Annotated in this window: 21 protein-coding genes and 7 tRNA genes; 17 read left to right on the top strand and 11 right to left on the bottom strand. The window is 46.1% G+C overall.

What is annotated here, in order from left to right; genetic code table 11:
- Complete coding sequence (queF, locus tag R3P39_RS08855) at positions 1-846, bottom strand: NADPH-dependent 7-cyano-7-deazaguanine reductase QueF (RefSeq protein WP_336566978.1); 846 nt, start codon at positions 844-846, stop codon at positions 1-3.
- A 73-nt stretch (positions 847-919) separates the two neighbouring features.
- On the opposite strand from queF, the gene syd reads away from it, so the two are divergent.
- Positions 920-1,471 carry a SecY-interacting protein gene (gene syd, locus R3P39_RS08850; protein ID WP_336566977.1) on the top strand — a complete coding sequence of 184 codons (552 nt, stop codon included), beginning with the start codon at positions 920-922 and terminating at the stop codon, positions 1,469-1,471.
- A gap of 182 nt (positions 1,472-1,653) precedes the next feature.
- Here the strand turns inward: syd and R3P39_RS08845 are convergent, their stop codons facing one another.
- The 3 genes from R3P39_RS08845 to R3P39_RS08835 form a co-directional block, all read right to left on the bottom strand.
- Positions 1,654-2,427, bottom strand: a complete 774-nt coding sequence (locus R3P39_RS08845; RefSeq protein WP_336566976.1) for a Zn-ribbon-containing protein — start codon at positions 2,425-2,427, stop codon at positions 1,654-1,656.
- Entirely contained in the window at positions 2,427-2,687 is a 261-nt protein-coding gene (locus R3P39_RS08840) for a hypothetical protein (RefSeq protein ID WP_336566975.1), read from the bottom strand. The genes R3P39_RS08845 and R3P39_RS08840 overlap by 1 nt, the downstream gene beginning before the upstream one ends.
- A 72-nt stretch (positions 2,688-2,759) precedes the next feature.
- Complete coding sequence (locus R3P39_RS08835) at positions 2,760-2,987, bottom strand: DUF2789 domain-containing protein (RefSeq protein ID WP_336566973.1); 228 nt, start codon at positions 2,985-2,987, stop codon at positions 2,760-2,762.
- A 198-nt stretch (positions 2,988-3,185) separates the two neighbouring features.
- Here R3P39_RS08835 and R3P39_RS08830 point away from each other — a divergent pair, with 198 nt between their 5' ends.
- On the top strand, positions 3,186-3,818 hold the full coding sequence (locus R3P39_RS08830) for a GNAT family N-acetyltransferase (protein ID WP_336566971.1): 633 nt from the start codon (positions 3,186-3,188) through the stop codon (positions 3,816-3,818).
- Between the two features lie 569 nt (positions 3,819-4,387).
- On the top strand, positions 4,388-4,549 hold the full coding sequence (locus tag R3P39_RS08825; RefSeq protein WP_336566969.1) for a hypothetical protein: 162 nt from the start codon (positions 4,388-4,390) through the stop codon (positions 4,547-4,549).
- Between the two features lie 62 nt (positions 4,550-4,611).
- Here R3P39_RS08825 and R3P39_RS08820 read toward each other — a convergent pair whose 3' ends face one another.
- Positions 4,612-4,917, bottom strand: a complete 306-nt coding sequence (locus R3P39_RS08820; RefSeq protein WP_336566968.1) for a DUF3301 domain-containing protein — start codon at positions 4,915-4,917, stop codon at positions 4,612-4,614.
- The gene (locus R3P39_RS08815; RefSeq protein ID WP_336566967.1) at positions 4,918-5,946 is read right to left on the bottom strand and encodes a DUF3549 family protein; all 1,029 of its coding nucleotides are present in this window, start codon (positions 5,944-5,946) and stop codon (positions 4,918-4,920) included.
- A 147-nt stretch (positions 5,947-6,093) separates the two neighbouring features.
- On the opposite strand from R3P39_RS08815, the gene R3P39_RS08810 reads away from it, so the two are divergent.
- Genes R3P39_RS08810 through R3P39_RS08800 form a run of 3 tightly spaced genes read left to right on the top strand, consistent with a single transcriptional unit; the run spans position 6,094 to position 7,588 of the window.
- Complete coding sequence (locus tag R3P39_RS08810) at positions 6,094-6,408, top strand: YqcC family protein (protein WP_336566966.1); 315 nt, start codon at positions 6,094-6,096, stop codon at positions 6,406-6,408.
- A 2-nt stretch (positions 6,409-6,410) separates the two neighbouring features.
- Entirely contained in the window at positions 6,411-7,145 is a 735-nt protein-coding gene (truC, locus tag R3P39_RS08805) for a tRNA pseudouridine(65) synthase TruC (RefSeq protein WP_336566965.1), read from the top strand.
- The gene (locus R3P39_RS08800; RefSeq protein WP_336566964.1) at positions 7,145-7,588 is read left to right on the top strand and encodes a flavodoxin; all 444 of its coding nucleotides are present in this window, start codon (positions 7,145-7,147) and stop codon (positions 7,586-7,588) included. The genes truC and R3P39_RS08800 overlap by 1 nt, the downstream gene beginning before the upstream one ends.
- A 47-nt stretch (positions 7,589-7,635) precedes the next feature.
- Here the strand turns inward: R3P39_RS08800 and R3P39_RS08795 are convergent, their stop codons facing one another.
- Both R3P39_RS08795 and gloB read right to left on the bottom strand, forming a co-directional pair.
- Positions 7,636-9,210, bottom strand: coding sequence for a LysM peptidoglycan-binding domain-containing protein (locus tag R3P39_RS08795; protein WP_336566963.1), 1,575 nt, complete (start codon positions 9,208-9,210; stop codon positions 7,636-7,638).
- Between the two features lie 220 nt (positions 9,211-9,430).
- Positions 9,431-10,198: a hydroxyacylglutathione hydrolase gene (gene gloB, locus R3P39_RS08790; protein ID WP_336569277.1), complete on the bottom strand. Its 768-nt coding sequence runs from the start codon at positions 10,196-10,198 to the stop codon at positions 9,431-9,433.
- A gap of 52 nt (positions 10,199-10,250) precedes the next feature.
- On the opposite strand from gloB, the gene R3P39_RS08785 reads away from it, so the two are divergent.
- Positions 10,251-11,000, top strand: coding sequence for a class I SAM-dependent methyltransferase (locus R3P39_RS08785; RefSeq protein ID WP_336566962.1), 750 nt, complete (start codon positions 10,251-10,253; stop codon positions 10,998-11,000).
- Positions 11,001-11,051: 51 nt separating this feature from the next.
- On the opposite strand, the gene rnhA is transcribed toward R3P39_RS08785, so the two are convergent.
- Complete coding sequence (gene rnhA / locus R3P39_RS08780; protein WP_336566961.1) at positions 11,052-11,522, bottom strand: ribonuclease HI; 471 nt, start codon at positions 11,520-11,522, stop codon at positions 11,052-11,054.
- A gap of 69 nt (positions 11,523-11,591) precedes the next feature.
- Here rnhA and dnaQ point away from each other — a divergent pair, with 69 nt between their 5' ends.
- The 9 genes from dnaQ to R3P39_RS08735 all read left to right on the top strand — a co-directional run bounded on the left by dnaQ (position 11,592) and on the right by R3P39_RS08735 (position 14,606).
- Complete coding sequence (dnaQ, locus tag R3P39_RS08775; protein WP_336566960.1) at positions 11,592-12,302, top strand: DNA polymerase III subunit epsilon; 711 nt, start codon at positions 11,592-11,594, stop codon at positions 12,300-12,302.
- 58 nt (positions 12,303-12,360) lie between these two features.
- The gene (locus R3P39_RS08770; protein WP_336566958.1) at positions 12,361-13,743 is read left to right on the top strand and encodes a TIGR03503 family protein; all 1,383 of its coding nucleotides are present in this window, start codon (positions 12,361-12,363) and stop codon (positions 13,741-13,743) included.
- Positions 13,744-13,854: 111 nt separating this feature from the next.
- Positions 13,855-13,931, top strand: a tRNA-Asp gene (locus tag R3P39_RS08765).
- A gap of 31 nt (positions 13,932-13,962) precedes the next feature.
- A tRNA-Asp gene (locus R3P39_RS08760) sits at positions 13,963-14,039 on the top strand.
- Positions 14,040-14,070: 31 nt separating this feature from the next.
- Positions 14,071-14,147 (top strand) — tRNA-Asp (locus R3P39_RS08755).
- Between the two features lie 33 nt (positions 14,148-14,180).
- Positions 14,181-14,257, top strand: a tRNA-Asp gene (locus R3P39_RS08750).
- Between the two features lie 49 nt (positions 14,258-14,306).
- Positions 14,307-14,383, top strand: a tRNA-Asp gene (locus tag R3P39_RS08745).
- A 41-nt stretch (positions 14,384-14,424) separates the two neighbouring features.
- Positions 14,425-14,501 (top strand) — tRNA-Asp (locus R3P39_RS08740).
- Between the two features lie 28 nt (positions 14,502-14,529).
- Positions 14,530-14,606: transfer RNA gene (locus R3P39_RS08735), tRNA-Asp, on the top strand.
- 1,086 nt (positions 14,607-15,692) lie between these two features.
- Here the strand turns inward: R3P39_RS08735 and R3P39_RS08730 are convergent.
- Positions 15,693-16,163, bottom strand: a complete 471-nt coding sequence (locus tag R3P39_RS08730) for a hypothetical protein (protein WP_336566957.1) — start codon at positions 16,161-16,163, stop codon at positions 15,693-15,695.
- 92 nt (positions 16,164-16,255) lie between these two features.
- On the opposite strand from R3P39_RS08730, the gene R3P39_RS08725 reads away from it, so the two are divergent.
- Positions 16,256-16,639 carry a response regulator gene (locus R3P39_RS08725; RefSeq protein WP_336566955.1) on the top strand — a complete coding sequence of 128 codons (384 nt, stop codon included), beginning with the start codon at positions 16,256-16,258 and terminating at the stop codon, positions 16,637-16,639.
- A 104-nt stretch (positions 16,640-16,743) separates the two neighbouring features.
- On the opposite strand, the gene rpsT is transcribed toward R3P39_RS08725, so the two are convergent.
- On the bottom strand, positions 16,744-17,004 hold the full coding sequence (rpsT, locus tag R3P39_RS08720) for a 30S ribosomal protein S20 (protein WP_336566954.1): 261 nt from the start codon (positions 17,002-17,004) through the stop codon (positions 16,744-16,746).
- Positions 17,005-17,572: the final 568 nt, after the last annotated feature.

Below are 17,572 nucleotides of genomic sequence, written 5' to 3'. Positions count from 1 at the left end.
TTATTGACGGTTAATGCGTACCTTATAAGGCGTTTGGTTGTGTTCGCTCGAGCGGTAAGGGTTAATGTCTAAGCCGCCTCGGCGGGTATAACGGGCATACACACTGAGCTTATGCGGTTTTAGCGCGCGCCACAGTTCACAGTAAATGCGCTCAACGCATTGCTCATGAAACTCGTTATGGTCACGAAAAGAGATTAAATATTTTAACAGTGCCTCGCGGTCAATTTGTGGTCCATGATAATGGATCACAATACTGGCCCAATCGGGCTGCGAGGTGATCAAACAATTCGACTTTAATAAGTGACTGTGCAGTGTTTCTTCAACCACCTTATCACTGGCCGTTTGCAGTAACGCGCTATTAGGCGTATAGCTGTCAACGCTAATATCGAGATCATCAATGCACGTCCCCGGCAGTGCAGTGAAAGGGATGCAGTCGTACTCCTCTGGCCCATATAAGGTCACAGACACCTCACAGTTGGCAGCTTCAGACAGGTCAGCCTGTAGGGCCTGATGTACTGCAGCCATAGACTCAAAGCGACTTTGATTAAAGCTATTCAAGTATAACTTAAATGACTTAGACTCGATGATGTGTGAGCTTTGACAGGGGAAAACGAAACTGGCAACGGCCACTTGTGGCTTGCCTTTGGGGTTCAGCCAAGAAAGCTCATACCCTGTCCACGTATCCTCGCCCTTAAACGGCAAGTTGGTTTCGTCAACGGCAATCTGATCGCGGTTGAGTTTGCGCGCAATCGGATGCAATAAGCTTGGCGTATAGCTGCTAGCATAGTCAGTGGTTTTACCCAGTACCGATGACTGGAGCTCGGGAGCGTTGCTGTAGTCTGTCATGTTAATTCAAATCTCGTTACAATGGCGCCATTATAGCGAATATTCGTTGTCGACAAAATAAGAGAGCGCATTTATGACTTTGCAGCCCGATATGATGGCGTTACATCAGGCCCATAGCCATTATCAGCAACAACAGACCCAATCACTACCTACCGTGGAGCATGATCCAGCATGGCCGAGCCCTTGTGAAGTAGGCGAACCGTCGAAACTTAATGAAATTAAATGGCAAGCCCACGCAAGGCAACCTGAGGGATCATTAGCGGCGTTAGCAACGGCGCTTGAATGTCGCTTTCCCGATGGCCTTGAGAGCTTTTACGGCGCATTTTTTGCCGGCAACATTACGGCCTTTATTGAAGGCAAACAGATTGAGCTACTGCAAGCGTGGAATGAAGAAGATTTTGACCGGTTACAACAAAACATCACTGGCCATATTTTAATGAAACGGCGACTGAAGCAGCCAGAGACGGTTTTTATCGGGCTCACAGAAGCCGAGGATCTGCTGCTTTCCGTTGATGTTGCCAGTGGACAAGTGGGACTAGAGTTTGTGGGTAAGCCACAGCACCACCGTTTGGCAGACTCCATGGCTGACTTTGTTACTATTCTTATCGACAATTACCCAAGCTAACTGACGAGTAATACCAATCCGCATTAATACTTGCTCAATTTGAGGGAGTAAATTTGACGCTAACTGCGTTAAAAACTTCTTATTTAGAACAACTAAATAGCAAAATTTTTGCCTGGTTATCGACAAAATTTACTTGCCTCAAAATAGATCACTTAATTAAGCGAATTGGTATAAAGCGTACGTTATTGAAAGTCCCAAGAAATATTGGAGACCAATTCGCACGTGTCACAACGAAAATCAAACAGGCCAAACCAAGGGGCATCGAGCAGCCAGTCACCCTGACAACTGGGACATTTGCGCTGCTGCTCTGTGGCTTGGCTCTCACCACCGACGCGATACAAATAATAGTACACCGGCTTTTTGGTTAGGTAGCGCAGGCGCTTGCTTAAATCCATGCCGCGGCGGAACAAGTCACTCTCGGGGCTGGAGATCTCCTCAAGTGCGGCAAACTCACAGCGGGTAGCGCCGTTAATTTGGATTTGGTCGCAGGCTTGCCAGTCTTCTTGCCACTTGATCAGCGCTTTGTAATCGCCGTTAGCAATGGCTGGTACCTTATACAAAGGCACAGGTAAAAAGTCGTCGCCACAGTACAGCGGGCTGCAGGTATGAACATAGGTGGTATAAAGAATATAACTGGACGGCGAGTCGCAAGCATCGGCACTGTTAGCATGAATGTCTTGGCCAATCACTTTCACTTTAGGTGCCAGCAGCCCTGACTGTTGTAATTGCTCAACAGCAAATTTAACAAATGGGCTGTGGTTGAGCGGATGTAAGGAATCTTCTTCTGGACACATCACACGGGTGACAAAAAAACCATCTTTTAACACCGTGGGAAACTCATCGCCAATAATCTGGCCGTTAAAGCGCAAGGCGTTGACCACTCGGTTGATGGCTTGCTCAGCAGCATCAAGGGTGGTTTCGGTATAACAATCAAAGGTGAGATCAACGACAAACATTACGACTTTTCCAACAGCGCAAGTAATCTATCAAGCTTGGCTTCAATGCGATCCAGCTGGGTTTGTGTGGCTACTTGGTGCTCAGCAGGCTCTTCGTGCAACTGCTCGACACAACTGGGGTCTTGCTTATAAGCTGCGATTGCCGCAATGATCTCTGGCATTGCCACCGGTTGTGACAATTTACTTTTGGTGAGCGCAACAGTTGGAGTTTTACCACTTTGCACAAGTTTTTTAATGGCGCTGGCGACAACGGGATGCATAACAGCTCCTAAACAGGCATTAATCATGGCTGCGGATGATACCACCAAGTGTGTTTAGGAGCTATATAGACGCTATCTTAACATGGCGTCTAGTTCATCAATCATTTCGCTCCAGTCCGCGTCTTGCGCTAACGACTCCTCAATAAAGTGGCGCTGTCCTTCATTCCAAAAAGGCGCTTGGCTTAACAGCATGCCCTCGGGTAAATGGTGCTCTTTAACAAACCGTGCGATTGCCTCAGGTGAGTTATCTAGACCTAGCTGTGAGAATAACGTGCTCATCGTGTGGCGACTAGTATCCATTTTGTATCCCCTCTATTTGCTTGAATTTTACTCACTTACTATAGTAAAGGTGGTTGCAAAAACTTTGGCAAGTGATTGTGGTGAAAAAGCGTTCACAATCACATATACATCGTCAGCTTAACAACGATGAACTGAACTGGCGATGATCCGTGGCCGCAATGGTCTTAGCATCGACCCAATAACAATAAGGAACTTTCCATGTCAGAGCAGACTCCCACGGCTAATTTAGTGGTGGAATATTTACACCCAGAAGACATCAATGTTGCCGCAAGCGTGTTATACAAAGCGTACCACGATGATCCCTTGTTAAAACAAGTGTTAGAGGCAAAACACGAGCTCGATTTTGAAAAAAAGCTAAGAGCACTTATTCGCGAAGAGCTTTCTTCTTTTAGTCAAACTGGCCAGCCCATGGTGGGGTTGTACGAGGATGAACGTCTGTTGGCCGTAGCTTGTGTCATTGCCGATGGCGAACAACTAGAGGCATCCAGACAATGGCATTGGCGCCTGCGGCTGATGCTAAGTGCAGGGTACTTACAAACCCAACAACTCATAGAAAAAGAAAAAGCCATTCGCTCAGCGCTGCAAGAGTATGAACCCTATCACTTTTTATCGCTTATTGCGGTAGACCCTCAGTGTCAAGGGCAGGGTCATGGGCATTACTTATTGCAAGCCTTAGACGACCTATTAGCACAAAGTGACAAAACCAAAGGCATGGCTGTGTTTATTACTCAAAAAGGACAAGAGCAATTTTTTGCTACTCATCACTACCAACCACTGCAAACGCTCGCCTTTAGCGCTGTTGAAGGCATGTTGCTATTTAAAGACAAATAGCAACTATGGAAATAATGCCGTAGGAAATATCTCACATGGATGTGCGTGAAGGCGTTTTGTTTGACCGAGTTTGTAGTTGCTATTGGTACTTATCTATTGTTTTTTAAGAACATTCTGTTTTTTACCTTTTTATTGCTAAAAATTAATTGAGATCCGCATCCTGCCAAATTCAGGTAATTTGCGTAGACTTCACAGTGTAGGGAAACACAAGAGCAGGAGCTCTAGCGTCAAAGGATATGGAATTTGACAGCAAAACAAGGCCGTTATCGACAAGGCAAGGACGAACCGGAACTCGAGGAGAGGAGTGTGAGGCGGAGCTTCACTAAGGACAGGGACATCACAGGAGGTGATTAGGAGCGCAGGACGCGAAGAGGAGCATGGACGTGTTGAAAGGGAAGAGCAAGGCTCAGGAAGAGGGAGCGCGGTACGGAACGCTGCGAAGTGGATAAGTTACAGGATGTAACCTTAATAGGGAGCGCATATGGATAGGCGAAGAGGAAGCCAAGGCGGCTAGGAGCGCATGAAGCGAAGTGGATGCCATTGAAGGCAAATAGGGATGGGCACTGGATGTGCTAGAGGACTTAGTCATGGATGAGTTAACGGGTAAGTCGGAGTATATACCCGTTCAGGTGAAGAAGAATGGCGGATTGCATACGGGCGATAGCGCGTTGTTGAGGGATTGGATACCTCTTGGGATAATCGTCAGAATTGAGGCGCAGCAACAAGGCTAGCGCCTTAGTTTTTTTACCTATCTAGATATTTTCATTTAACCGTAACCACAAAGCCGCTGCGGCTATCCCCCTAATCGATATGCTGGCAAGTCTTTGTTGACTAATCGCTCGTTTTCTAGATACAACTTACCTTGGTAGGCCGACTCGCCATCAGAGCTAAACTCAAAGATAAACTGACTTTTTATTCCTAGCTGGCCGTTACGCAGCACGCCAAACCTGCGCTTAACGCAGGCAACACTTAATAGCTGTACTTCAAGAGTCTGTGCCTGATGTTGAGCGTGCCGATTCGCTGCCTCAGCAATTTTTCGGCTATACCAAAACAGGGCAATAGCCGCAAATACCAGAATAAAAAGCCATAACGTTGTCATTTAAGAGAATAACCTTCCAATTGCGCGTGATAATACTTCACTACGATTTTCAGCCCGAATAATGCCTAGTAGATGAGGGCGCAACATTGGGATTGCAACAAGGTCGGCAAAAACGCTATTGAACAACCCTTCCAGTTGTTGGTTTTCAGCTACCTTTTCCATGTAAGTCATCAGCCGTTGTGGCTCCGTTAATGTTTCCCACGCGCGGCCAGCGATGGTTAGCAGGCAATCAACATCGCCTGCCAGTGGTGACGCTAAAATATCATCAACCGCTTGCGCTATTAACCCCAGAGCATGACTGCCCGACATGGCTCTTAAATTACTAATGGCCACAGAGCTATTTGCTTGCTTACAAGCTGACTGTAACTGTGCCAAAAAGTCTTCAGTTTGTGCTGTGCTGACGGCGACATGCTCAAGCATCGCCGCTAAAGGCGTTTGCACCTGCTGTGGTAACTTGGGCCATGCAGAGCGCAAATACTGGCTATTGTTGCCATGGTCCAAGCGTAATGCAAAATCGGCGATGCCTTGCAAGGCGATATCTTGCCACTGCTCAAAACCCAGCTTACCAGAAAAGTAAAGTTCGGCGTGTTCGTAGTATTGTGAAGCGGGACGGTTTAGTTCGCGCTTCATAAGGGCGTTAAACGCTGCAAGCTTATTGGCATTGGGCTTGAACACATAGGGGTTGTTGTCGAGCTTACCTTGTGCAGATTCTCCGGTAAGCTGGTTTCCTAATGCCTCTAATACCATGGAAGCAAAATGATCGCGGCTGGCAATCACCAATTTACTTTGTTCATCAAGGGGAAACTTTAAGAACCAAACATACGGGTCAAGGGTGGCTTGATTATCCCAAAATTGAATCGCCAGAATGGCATGACCACCCAATGGATACGGGTAGGGGGCGTGAGTCTGCTCTATTTGCGCAAATTGCTGTTTATCTATTTTATTTATGCGACGGCCCATGTCGTAAACACGCCACTGCGTTCCGGCGTTAGTTAATAATTCACCTAAGGTGGAAATTTGCGCTGTCATAGCATCTCTATCATTAATTAATTCGTTCGTTGGCGCAATTATAGCGAGTTTTGTGGGGGCTGATAAGCCTAACTGCTTTTATGGCAGCCTACTTCTGTTGTATCTTAAAGCCAGATATAATAAAGAAAAACCTTAAGGGTTAGCCTTATGAATGTAGCAATAGCCACCCAGCTAGACGAGCTTGAAGCATGCTTGAAAGCCGCAGGGCTTTGGCAGTCTGAGCCATTGCCAGCAACGGCATACGCCTCTACTGAACCGTTTTGTTGCGACACCATGGCATTTGAGCAATGGCTACAGTTTGTTTTTCTCCCTAAAGTGCGTGACATGTTAGCGGCAGATGCGCCCTTACCTAGTAACATGGCGATAGCCCCCATGGCTGAAATGACGTTGAGTGAACACCTTTATTTTAATGCCGTACACCAATGTTTAAAGCAGCTAGATAAGTCATTTGCTAAAGGCTAAGCATGTTAGAAATTGTATATCAGGATAGCGATTATGTGGCCATTAATAAGCCATCTGGTTTATTGGTACATCGCTCTTTTTTAGATAAACGTGAGACTCAATTCGCGATGCAAATGCTACGGGACCAGCTCGGCCAGCATGTTTTTCCTGTGCACCGTTTAGATAGGCCAACCTCAGGTGTGTTGCTCTTCGCTTTGAGCTCAGAAGCAGCCAGAGCAATGAATGAAGTGTTTATTAGCGGGGCAATTAAAAAGCGCTATTTGGCGATGGTACGGGGCTATGCTCCAGCGTCAACCTGGGTTGATAAACCATTAAAAGAAGAGCTGGATAAAATTGCCGATAAGTTCGCGGATCAAGACAAAGCACCGCAGCAAGCGCAAACGCAGGTCAATTGTTTACATCAGGCAAGTCTCCCTATTGCTTTTGGTAAGTACCCCAGTATTCGCTACTCCTTAGTGGAGTGTTTCCCTAAAACGGGCCGCAAACATCAAATTAGACGCCATTTAAACCACCTTTCACACCCCATTATTGGTGATGTGAATCATGGCGATAATAAACATAATCACTTTTTTATTGAGCATTTTGGCCTGCGGCGGCTGATGTTGTTTGCAACGCGACTGGAATTTGCTCACCCTTACAGCAAGCAAACCATTTCCATTTCCGCTGATTTGGGTGAAGCAGCATTGGCTGTTTTTGCCGAATTGGGCTGGCCTAATAACGAGAAGGACTATAAGTAATGGCGACGATATCTATTTTTGTCGGAAGTATGTACGGCAATGCTGAAAACTTGGCGCAAGACTGTATTGAATTTTTAAATCAAGCAGGGCATCAAGCCAATGTCATTGAACCGCCAACTATTGAGGCGTTGAAGCAAGCCGATAACATTCTTTTTATCTCTTCAACCACCGGCTCTGGCGATATTCCAGATAACTTACTGCCGCTCTTTTTACAGATGCAAAGCGAATTTCCCATGCTCACCGATAAGCAGGTGGCGGTGATTGCTCTGGGTGACAGCAGTTATGGCGATACCTATTGCGGTGCGGGCAAACAAATTGATGAGTTGATCGGTGAACTAAATGCCACTCGAGTGCAGCCGCGCTTAGACATTGACGCCTGTGAGCATTTTGAGCCGTGGGAGCCAACCAAGCCTTGGCTCGAGGAGTACGCAAAAAGCGTATAGCTTGATGGCTCGGAGCAAGGCGCTGCGCCTTGCTCCGAGTGTTCGTATTAGACTCGCTTAGTTTGCACTTTTAGCTTGAGTTTTTGACCTGGGTGCAGGTACTTTTGCCCGGCAAGATCATTCCATTTAATAATGTCATTGACACTTACGCCAAACTTGGTGGCAATACGGGCCAGTGAGTCGCCTTTGCGTACTTTGTAGGTAATGGTGCGCTCTTGATTAGACAACACGGTGCGCTTTTTGGCGTTATTATTTTTATACACCGTGAGCTTTTGTCCAAGGCGCAATACCGTGTTGGTTTTGAGCTTATTCCAGCGGGCTAGCTGTTTTACCGTTACATCGTACTCGCGACTAATATCCCAAAGGGTATCGCCAGACTTAACAGTGTGGCTTAGCTTTTTCTTAGTGACCTTGTTGGCGGCAACGCGTACCTCATCAGGTAAGTGCTCACTTTGCAGCTCACCCTCGCTTAGCGGGACTAATAGCTTTTGACCGACGCGGATCATATTGCCGTTAATGTCATTTAATGAGCGAATTGCGCTGATACTGGTATTAAATTTAGACGCTACCACCGATAAGCTGTCGCCGCGCTTGACGCTATAATATTGCCAGCGCAACCTGTCTTTCACCTCGGTTTTTGCCAACTGCTGTTTAAAGTTTTCCACTTTATCTATGGGGAGCAGCAATTGATGTGGACCCTCAGGATCGGTGGCCCAGCGGTTAAAACCGGGATTAAGGCGGTACAATTCCGTCAGTGAGATATCCGCCATTTCTGCTGCCAAAGCTAAGTCGATTTGTGAGCCAACCTCAACCAGATCAACTACTTGAGCATTGATGATTGGTTGCCAAGTCACCTTAAACTCTTCTGAGCGCTTCAATAGATCAGAAAGCGCCAACAACTTAGGCACGTAGGCGGTGGTTTCACGAGGTAAGTCCAAAGACCAAAAATCGGTTGGCAGGTGCTTTTTACGATTTTTGCGGATCGCGCGAAGTAAGCGACCTTCCCCTGAGTTGTAGGCAGCAATGGCGTTTAACCAATCACCTTCCAAGGTTTTGTGTAAATAGGTTAAGTAGTCCAAAGCCGCTTGCGTAGAGGCGACAATATCGCGACGACCATCGTACCACCAGTTTTGCTTAAGGTTGAAGCGCTCACCGGTTTGCGGCATAAACTGCCAAATCCCTGAGGCTGAACGATGAGAATAGCCAAACGGGTCAAAGGCACTTTCCACGATAGGCAGCAGGGCAATCTCAACCGGCATATTGCGCTTTTCAACTTCTTCAACAATGTAGTGAAGGTAGGGCTCTGCGCGCTTGGCAATGCGGTCTAAGTAGGCTTGATGACGCTGATAATAATTACGTTCAGCCACCACCGGACGATTCTGAGGCACCTCAATCGAAAGCTGATAACGGATCCGCTGCCAAACATCATCAAATACAGGAACCACTTCTGGTTGTTCATCTTGCCACGAAGAGCTTAATGATTGCGCAACATCATAGGGACTGGCGTGGTTTAAATCGGCTTTTTCAACTTGTTTGGTGGCTGTCTCTAAAGGCGTTTCAGCGGTCATTTGACAACCGCTTAATACTGCAGATGTAGCAACAATAAAGGCAAGCTTTTTCATAAATGGTTCATTCGCTAGAGGTTCGGACAAAAACCCGGCAATGTTACCGACTTTGTGTCATTATTTAAAGTTTCTTAGCAAAATTATCAAGGTTGTGCTGTAAGCCACAGCACAACAATCACGTAGGTAAAGCTGTACGCTAAACTGGTTGAACTGACTCGCTTTGGCCTAACCAGGCTCGGTTTAAGCGTTTTTGTAACAACCAGTATGGCTGGTGAGACTAAAAATTATCTTTCCAACGGCGCAAGGCTGCAAATCGCGCTTCAGGGGAATTGTGCTGGTTAATAAATTGCTCTGGCACCTGTAGCAAAATGTCGTCGCGATCGGCACGAGCAAATGGGTTAATGGCTTTTTGCATGCCAATGGTGGTGGGAACCGTTGCTTGTTGTTGCGCTCTTAGGGCTTGAGCTTGTTGCTGATAGTCTTGCAGAGCCTGGTTATCGGGCTCAACGGCCTGAGCAAACTCAAGATTCGCCAGTGTGTATTCATGGGTGCAATACACGACACAATCTTCTGGTAAAGCTAGTAACTTGGTAAATGAATGCCACATTTGCGTTGCTGTGCCTTCAAATAAACGACCGCAGCCAGCATTAAACAAGGTATCTCCAGTAAAAGCGATGTCCTCGTTAACATAGCAAATATGATCCAGTGTATGGCCAGGAGTGGCGACGACATTAAGTGTCACCCCGGCAACCGTGATGTTATCTCCCTCTCTGAGGCCATGGGTAATTCCTTGAAACTTGCCTTGACTGGGACCATAAATCGTAAGCTCTGGAAAGGCTTGTTGTAGCGCTGCGATACCATCTGTGTGATCCCAATGATGGTGGGTGACCAAAATCCCAGCTAGGCTGAGTTGCTGTTGTTGTAAATACGCCAACACCGGCTGTTCATCACCCGGGTCAACGACCCAACAACAAGCGTTGTCGGTATCTTTAATTGCCCAAATATAATTGTCGGTAAAAGCGTTAATTGCGTCGACTTGCACCATACTGCAATGCTCTATAAAGTGATCCATAACACCAGTATAACGAGCTCAGCAAATGAAACCAGCGTTAACTTTTCTACAAGGCCCTAAGCCAGACGTATGGCAGGATTTCCCCCATGGTGAGTACTTGAAAGTGGGGATCCAAAAGCGCTTAGATGCATGGCTGCCGAGAATGTTTGGTTATCATATGCTCAAACTCGGCTGCTTGAGTGGTCAGCTCGATACCTCAGCAAGCCCAATTAAGCACCAAGTATGTGTTGCACCAGAAGGCAAACACGTTGGCGTCTTTGCTGAGGTGGATGAATTGCCCTTTTATGAAAACTCGGTAGATGCCTGTATTTTAAGTCAATGCTTAGAATACCACTCAGACCCTCACCATATTCTGCGCGAAGCACACCGGACACTAATTCCAGGTGGTTACATTGTGATCTCTGGTTTTAACCCATTCAGTTTATGTGGTGCAGCGCAAATGCTGCCTTTTAGTCGCGAGAAGCTGCCTTGGTCGGGTCGCTTCTTTACTCCCTCTCGAGTGAAAGATTGGCTTGATTTGCTGGGCTTTGAAATTGTCGGTGATGAGCGATTTATTCATGCTTCGCTAGCTCGAGGCTCAAGGCTTTCGCGTTTTGCTCCGTGGCGGCGCTTTTGTCGTCATTACCTAAAACCAATGGGAAGTGTGTATTTATTAGTGGCAAGAAAACGAGTGATGCCATTGACGCCGATTAAACCCAAATGGCATGCCAAGCCGAAATGGGCTCCAGCAGTGAAAAGCGCAGGCTTGCGACAAACTTGCCAAGATAAAGAGTAGGATAAAAGAGTGGGGGGCCTGAAAGTCAGTGTTGGACTAATGGCCCACTACTTAGGCGTTGGCTTGGTAGCCTTCATCCACTAACAGTTCGCTGCCTGACGCCGCTTCACGGGCTAAATCATCAACCAATTCGTTGTACTTGTTGCCAGCGTGACCTTTCACCCAGCGCCAGTCGATATTATGTCGTTCCGCTGCCGCGTCCAAGCGTTGCCATAGGTCTTTATTTTTTACCGGTTGTTTTGACGCCGTTTTCCAATTGCGTTTTTTCCAACCAGCGAGCCAAGATTCAATGCCTTGTTTGACGTATTGGCTATCAGTATAGAGAATAATATCGCAAGGGCGTTTAAGCGTTTCTAGCGCAACGATGGTGGCGAGCATCTCCATGCGGTTATTGGTAGTGAGTTGATAACCTGCACTAAGTTGCTTTTCATGGCCTTGATAGGAAAGGTAAATCCCATAGCCACCTGGGCCTGGGTTACCCAGGCAAGAGCCATCAGTATAAATCTCTACGGTTTTTTGCACGAATTGACCTATTTTTATGTAAAATGTGCAGATTAGGTAAAATGATAACAAAGTTAAGCGGGCAACGATATGCACACACGGCAAATAGTACTGGATACAGAAACCACGGGTATTGATCCAAAAGCGGGCCATCGCATCATTGAAATTGGTTGTGTTGAATTGGTTAATCGCCGGCTAACCGGAAATAACTTTCACGTCTACATTAATCCTGAGCGCGATATTGAAGAAAAAGCCATCGATGTTCACGGTATTACCAACGAGTTTTTACGCAATAAACCGTTTTTCCACCAAATTGCACAAGAATTTTTTGATTACATAAAAGGAGCACAGTTGGTGATCCACAACGCGCCGTTCGATGTTGGCTTTATGGATCATGAATTTGCCAAGCTCAATAAAGGCTACCCAGACACGCATCAATATTGCGATGTGCTCGATACATTAAAAATGGCGCGAGACCTTCACCCAGGACAAAAAAATAACTTGGATGCCTTATGTCGCCGCTATGATATCGATAACTCTAAACGTACGTTACACGGCGCTTTGCTGGATTCGGAAATCTTAGCCGATGTCTACTTGGCTATGACTGGCGGACAAAAGAAGCTCAATCTTGCCAATCAAAGCAATCAGGATCAGCAAAATTCTGCTGGTGGCATTATTCGTCTAGACGCCAATCGAGCGCCCCTTAAAGTTTTGGCGGCAACGGCCGATGAAGAACAAGCACACCTTGAGCGTATGGAGTTAGTTGATAAAGCCAGCGGTCAAAGCCTGTGGCACCAATAAATAAAAATGACTAAGCGCCTCTAAGACGCTAGGCGCAGCGAATGACTAGGATAATTGCATGAATCTAAAACAGCTTGTCTGGGGCTTTTTGTTATTGTTTAGCATCTTAGGTCATGCTGAAACACCGCAAATCACTATGCTTGAACGCGACGGTGAAGTGAATGAAATTCCGCTGTTGGACAACCGTTTTCGCATTGATCATAATGTCGAAGAGATTACCCTGTTATTCTTTCGCGCCCCAGGCTCACCTGCCGTTGTATTAGTGAAGCCAGATGGCAGTAAATTCTATGCCACTCACGCACTGAAAAATGAAAACTTACAATGGTACGATGAAGTCAGTTACGACCTTATTATCATCAAAAATCCCACTCCAGGCCCTTGGCAGGTGATCGGTAAAATCCAAGAGAATAGCCGCATCATGGTACTGGGCGATATCGAACTGGAAGTTGAAGCATTACCGCCATTACTGTTTCGTGGTGAGATCCTGAAAATTACCGGGCAAGTGACCAATGACGGCAAAGCCATTGACGTTGGTTATTTTCGTGACGTGGTGACCTTGTATGTTGAATTCACCAGCACCAACAACGATGAGTACGCCAACTTCGGTGCCGGCACACAAAGTGTCACTGACTTTAAAGACGATGGTCGTGACTTTGATGAGCGCCCCCTCGACGGCATTTTTACCGGCGAGTTTAAATTGAATTTTCCAGCCGGGGAGTGGCAGCCTGAATTTTTTATTGAAACCCCGATTTTAAAGCGTCGGGTGGTCAAGCCTGCCATTATTATTGCTGAGCCGCCCTTTGACTTTGAACTGATGTTAGCCGGTGAAAATGAGCTTGAGCATGGCCTTACCATCAAGATAGATGACTCAGTGGTTAAGCCTGAAACCATTATTTTTCAAGGCAAAGTGTTTTATCCCAATGGCGAAGAGCAAATGTTTACGCTTGATGCAACTGAGCGCCTGTATCGCCAGTTGGCAATCAAAAACTATGACTGGGGACGCTACACCGTTGAGCTGTCAGTGTTTGGTGAAAACATTAATGGCCGCGAATTTATGGCGGTTTTACCCGATTACAAATTTGAGATTGAACGACCCATTGAAAAGGTGCCTGAGCTTGCTGCCATTGAACGTCCTGAGCTTGAGGCACTAAAACCTAAGCCAAAGCCCGAACCGGCACTAAGCACGGCAATGTTAATTACCATCATCGTGCTTGGCAACGTGGTGGTGATGTTGTTAGGTTGGCTGGCTATCCGTGTTTTTGTGCAGAAAAAACCAATCAAATTATCATTACCAACCGTTAAGCTTAAAAACCCATTTAAAAAGAAAGAAGAAGTCATTGATCTGGATGACTTAGGCGACTCTGAAAAAAACTCCGAAGATAATGGCTCAAAAAATGATAAATCAGGTGATATTTTGAACCTTTCAATGAAGGATGACTAAAAAACACGGTTTTTTTTCAAAAAACGGTTGACTCAAGAGGGGGTCATTCGTATTATTCACGCCGCTGTCAGGGAGCACAACCTACAGCAAACACTGCAAAAAATACGCAGCGGAGTGGTAGTTCAGTTGGTTAGAATACCGGCCTGTCACGCCGGGGGTCGCGGGTTCGAGTCCCGTCCACTCCGCCATCTATTTTTTACAGTATCAATAAGTTACGCTGGAGTGGTAGTTCAGTTGGTTAGAATACCGGCCTGTCACGCCGGGGGTCGCGGGTTCGAGTCCCGTCCACTCCGCCAATACTTATCAAAACGTGCATTTGCTTCTTATGGAGTGGTAGTTCAGTTGGTTAGAATACCGGCCTGTCACGCCGGGGGTCGCGGGTTCGAGTCCCGTCCACTCCGCCAACACTTCGAAGCAAAACAATGCGAATACTCAGTGGAGTGGTAGTTCAGTTGGTTAGAATACCGGCCTGTCACGCCGGGGGTCGCGGGTTCGAGTCCCGTCCACTCCGCCAATATCTCGCATTACTATATTCAAGCTTTATGACAGCTTGTTTACTCGCTGGAGTGGTAGTTCAGTTGGTTAGAATACCGGCCTGTCACGCCGGGGGTCGCGGGTTCGAGTCCCGTCCACTCCGCCAACACTAAAACGAGTAAAATAATGTCATTAAGATATCTCTGCGGAGTGGTAGTTCAGTTGGTTAGAATACCGGCCTGTCACGCCGGGGGTCGCGGGTTCGAGTCCCGTCCACTCCGCCATTAAGATATCTTGCAAATCTATCACTGCGGAGTGGTAGTTCAGTTGGTTAGAATACCGGCCTGTCACGCCGGGGGTCGCGGGTTCGAGTCCCGTCCACTCCGCCAGTTTGCAAATTGCTTCCAAGCAATCTTATTCCAAACATCTCCACGTAATTTTCTTATTGTATTTCCTTTTTATTTTTTACGAACATTATAAAACGTGGTAGTTCAGTTGTTTAACTCTTGCCTTAGGAAATACCGGCCTGTCACGCCGGTGGTCGCGGCGGTTCGACGCTTCGATTCGAGTCCCGTCCACTCCGCCAGTTTGCAAATTGCTTCCAAGCAATCTTATTCCAAACATCTCCACGTAATTTTCTTATTGTATTTCCTTTTTATTTTTTACGAACATTATAAAACGTGGTAGTTCAGTTGTTTAACTCTTGCCTTAGGAAATAGCGGCCTGTCACGCCGGTGGTCGCGGCGGTTCGACGCTTCGATTCGAGTCCCGTCCACTCCGCCAGTTTGCAAATTCCTTCAAGCAAACTTATTCCAAATGTCTCTATTAAATCACCTCATTAAATCACTCTATTTTTTCGCGTATGCGTTTGTAAGAGTGCGTTAGAAAGCATGGTAGTTCAGTTGGTTAACTCTTGCCTTAGGGAATAGCGGCCTGTCACGCCGGGGGTCGCGGCGGTTCGACGCTTCGATTCGAGTCCCGTCCACCCCGCCAGTTTGCAAACATCTCCAAGCAAACTTACTCAAAAAACCTCTACTAAATAACCTTATTAAATCTTTTTTTTGTCGCGTATGCGCTTGTAAGTGTGCGTTAGAAAGCATGGTAGTTCAGTTGGTTAACTCTTGCCTCAGGAAATAGCGGCCTGTCACGCCGGGTGGGGCGGCGGTTCGATTCGAGCCCCACCCACTGTGCTAGTTTGCAAGTTTCTCTAAGCCACCTTCTTGCCTCAAATAGACCACTTAATTAAGCGGATTGCTATAAGAATTGGATACCCTTGTTAAGGAAGTAACACTGCAGGTGTAAGTTTTTCCTCTTGCTCGAAAAGAGAAAGGCGCCATATAGGAAGTGTGGTGAGTGGCTGTTAATAGCAGAGAGAGTAATAAGGGGCTGCTAATGGTTGTCGTAAGGAAAATAGAGGGGGAGAGGCAATGCGATATCACCTCTTAGTGTTTTTATGGCTTGTCAGTTGTTATCTGCTAGCCTGATACCAGCTTCATCATGGCCGCCATAAAACCTTGTTGTTTGATGATTTTATACTTTTGACAGCTGTCTGGGTTTTGTAAATCGTAGCACAGGTAAAGGGTGTTGCGATCCAGGGCAGATTTGGCATGCAGGTTAGAATCAAATAGCATTGGGCTAACCCCTGGCAGCCCTGGCCAGTATACACTTTCAGCCACTAAACCAAGCTTTTCATAGGTAATTAACTGAGGCTTGGGGAACAGTATAAACACAACAGCTAAAACAGCAGCAACTAGCCATTTTGTTTTACTTTTGGGCTTCTCTGACTCCACTGCAGCCTGTTGTGCTTGCAAGGCGGCAGCTTGTTGTGCTCTCATTGCAGCGGCTTGCTGAGGTGAAGGTCGGCGGTTTTTACTGTTGCTGGGGCGCTTTTTTTTAGGTGGCTGAGTTTGGCCTAAAAGCGATTGTTTTTTTGATGGTTTTGCCATGCTTAAAGTAGCCTTTTAGTTGCAGGTCTCTATAATGCTTCTATGCTGAATATAATAGCGCACTTTTACACGACAGCCTACGGGAAAGGACTATGGATCAAAGTATCTCGATTTTAATTGTTGATGATGTAGGAACAGTTCGCAGCTTTTTGCATCAAACCCTCATGCATCTTGGCATCGATCATGTTAAGGAGGCGTCAACCGCAACACAGTGTGTAAAGTCTTGTGAAGAAGAACATTTTGATATTGTTTTTTTAGACATAGAGTTACCCGACGGTGATGGCAAAGAGCTGATCGCGACCTTAAATGATATCAACCCCAACATCAATGTCGTCATGGTATCGGCTCACTCCACGGTGGACAACGTCAAAGACGCCATTGAGCGTGGTGCTAAGGGGTTTGTGGTTAAGCCATTTTCACCGAAAAAAATTGCCGCCATGCTGAAAAAGTTCTATCCAGACTTAGAAATAGCATAATGCTCAGAATAGATATAGCCCTGCAGACAAAGAGCTTGTCGGTGGGGTGAATTTTAGGCATAAAAAAACCGACTTAACGTCGGTTTTTTCAATCCAGCAACAAATTAAAGCGCTTTGATTTTAGCAGCTAGGCGGCTCTTATGACGAGCAGCTTTGTTTTTGTGGATTAGACCCTTAGTTGCGTAACGGTCTAGGATAGGTGTTGCAACTGCAAATGCTTGAGTTGCAGCTTCTTTATCACCAGCTTCAATAGCAGCGATTACTTTTTTGAAGTATGTACGCATCATTGAACGACGGCTTGCGTTGTGCTTGCGACGCTTTTCGCTAGTGATAGCGCGTTTTTTTGCAGACTTGATGTTAGCCAAGGTTTGCTCCTAACAATCTTAAAATAAGCTTAATTTAAAGGCCGAGGAATATGCCTGTTTTAATCGCAAAAGTCAATCAAAAATTAACAAGCGCGGCCTAATGTTCATTACCCAAGATACCACTTGGGTTATTCTCTATCCTTAACCTGACTGTGAAAGGCTTGGCTTATCGCGAAAGCAACCATCGCAGTCTTGGATTAAGTACACCCGTAATATCCCAACAGATACTTATTATGTGAGGAAGAATTCCTCTCTAAGTGCCTTGAACATCTCAGGTTTGAACTAAAGTATTATACCAATCCGCATTAATACTTGCTCAATTTGAGGGAGTAAATTTGACGCTAACTGCGTTAAAAATTTCTTATTTAGAACAACTAAATAGCAAAATTTTAGCCTTGTTATCGACAGAATTTTCTTGCCTCAAATGGACCACTTAATTAAGCGAATCGGTATTAGCCCAAGATCCCACAAGTGAAATCGGCATACCTCAGTTAATGGCGCTATTGTAGCAAAGCTGAAAGACTGCGCCTAGTGCTAAATGCGCTGTGTCTGTGGCATAATTTGCCGC

This window comes from Pseudoalteromonas sp. UG3-2, from assembly GCF_037120705.1.
GTDB lineage: Bacteria > Pseudomonadota > Gammaproteobacteria > Enterobacterales > Alteromonadaceae > Pseudoalteromonas.
Note: the sequence above shows the minus strand (reverse complement) of the source record. Positions and strands in the feature narration are given on the sequence as shown.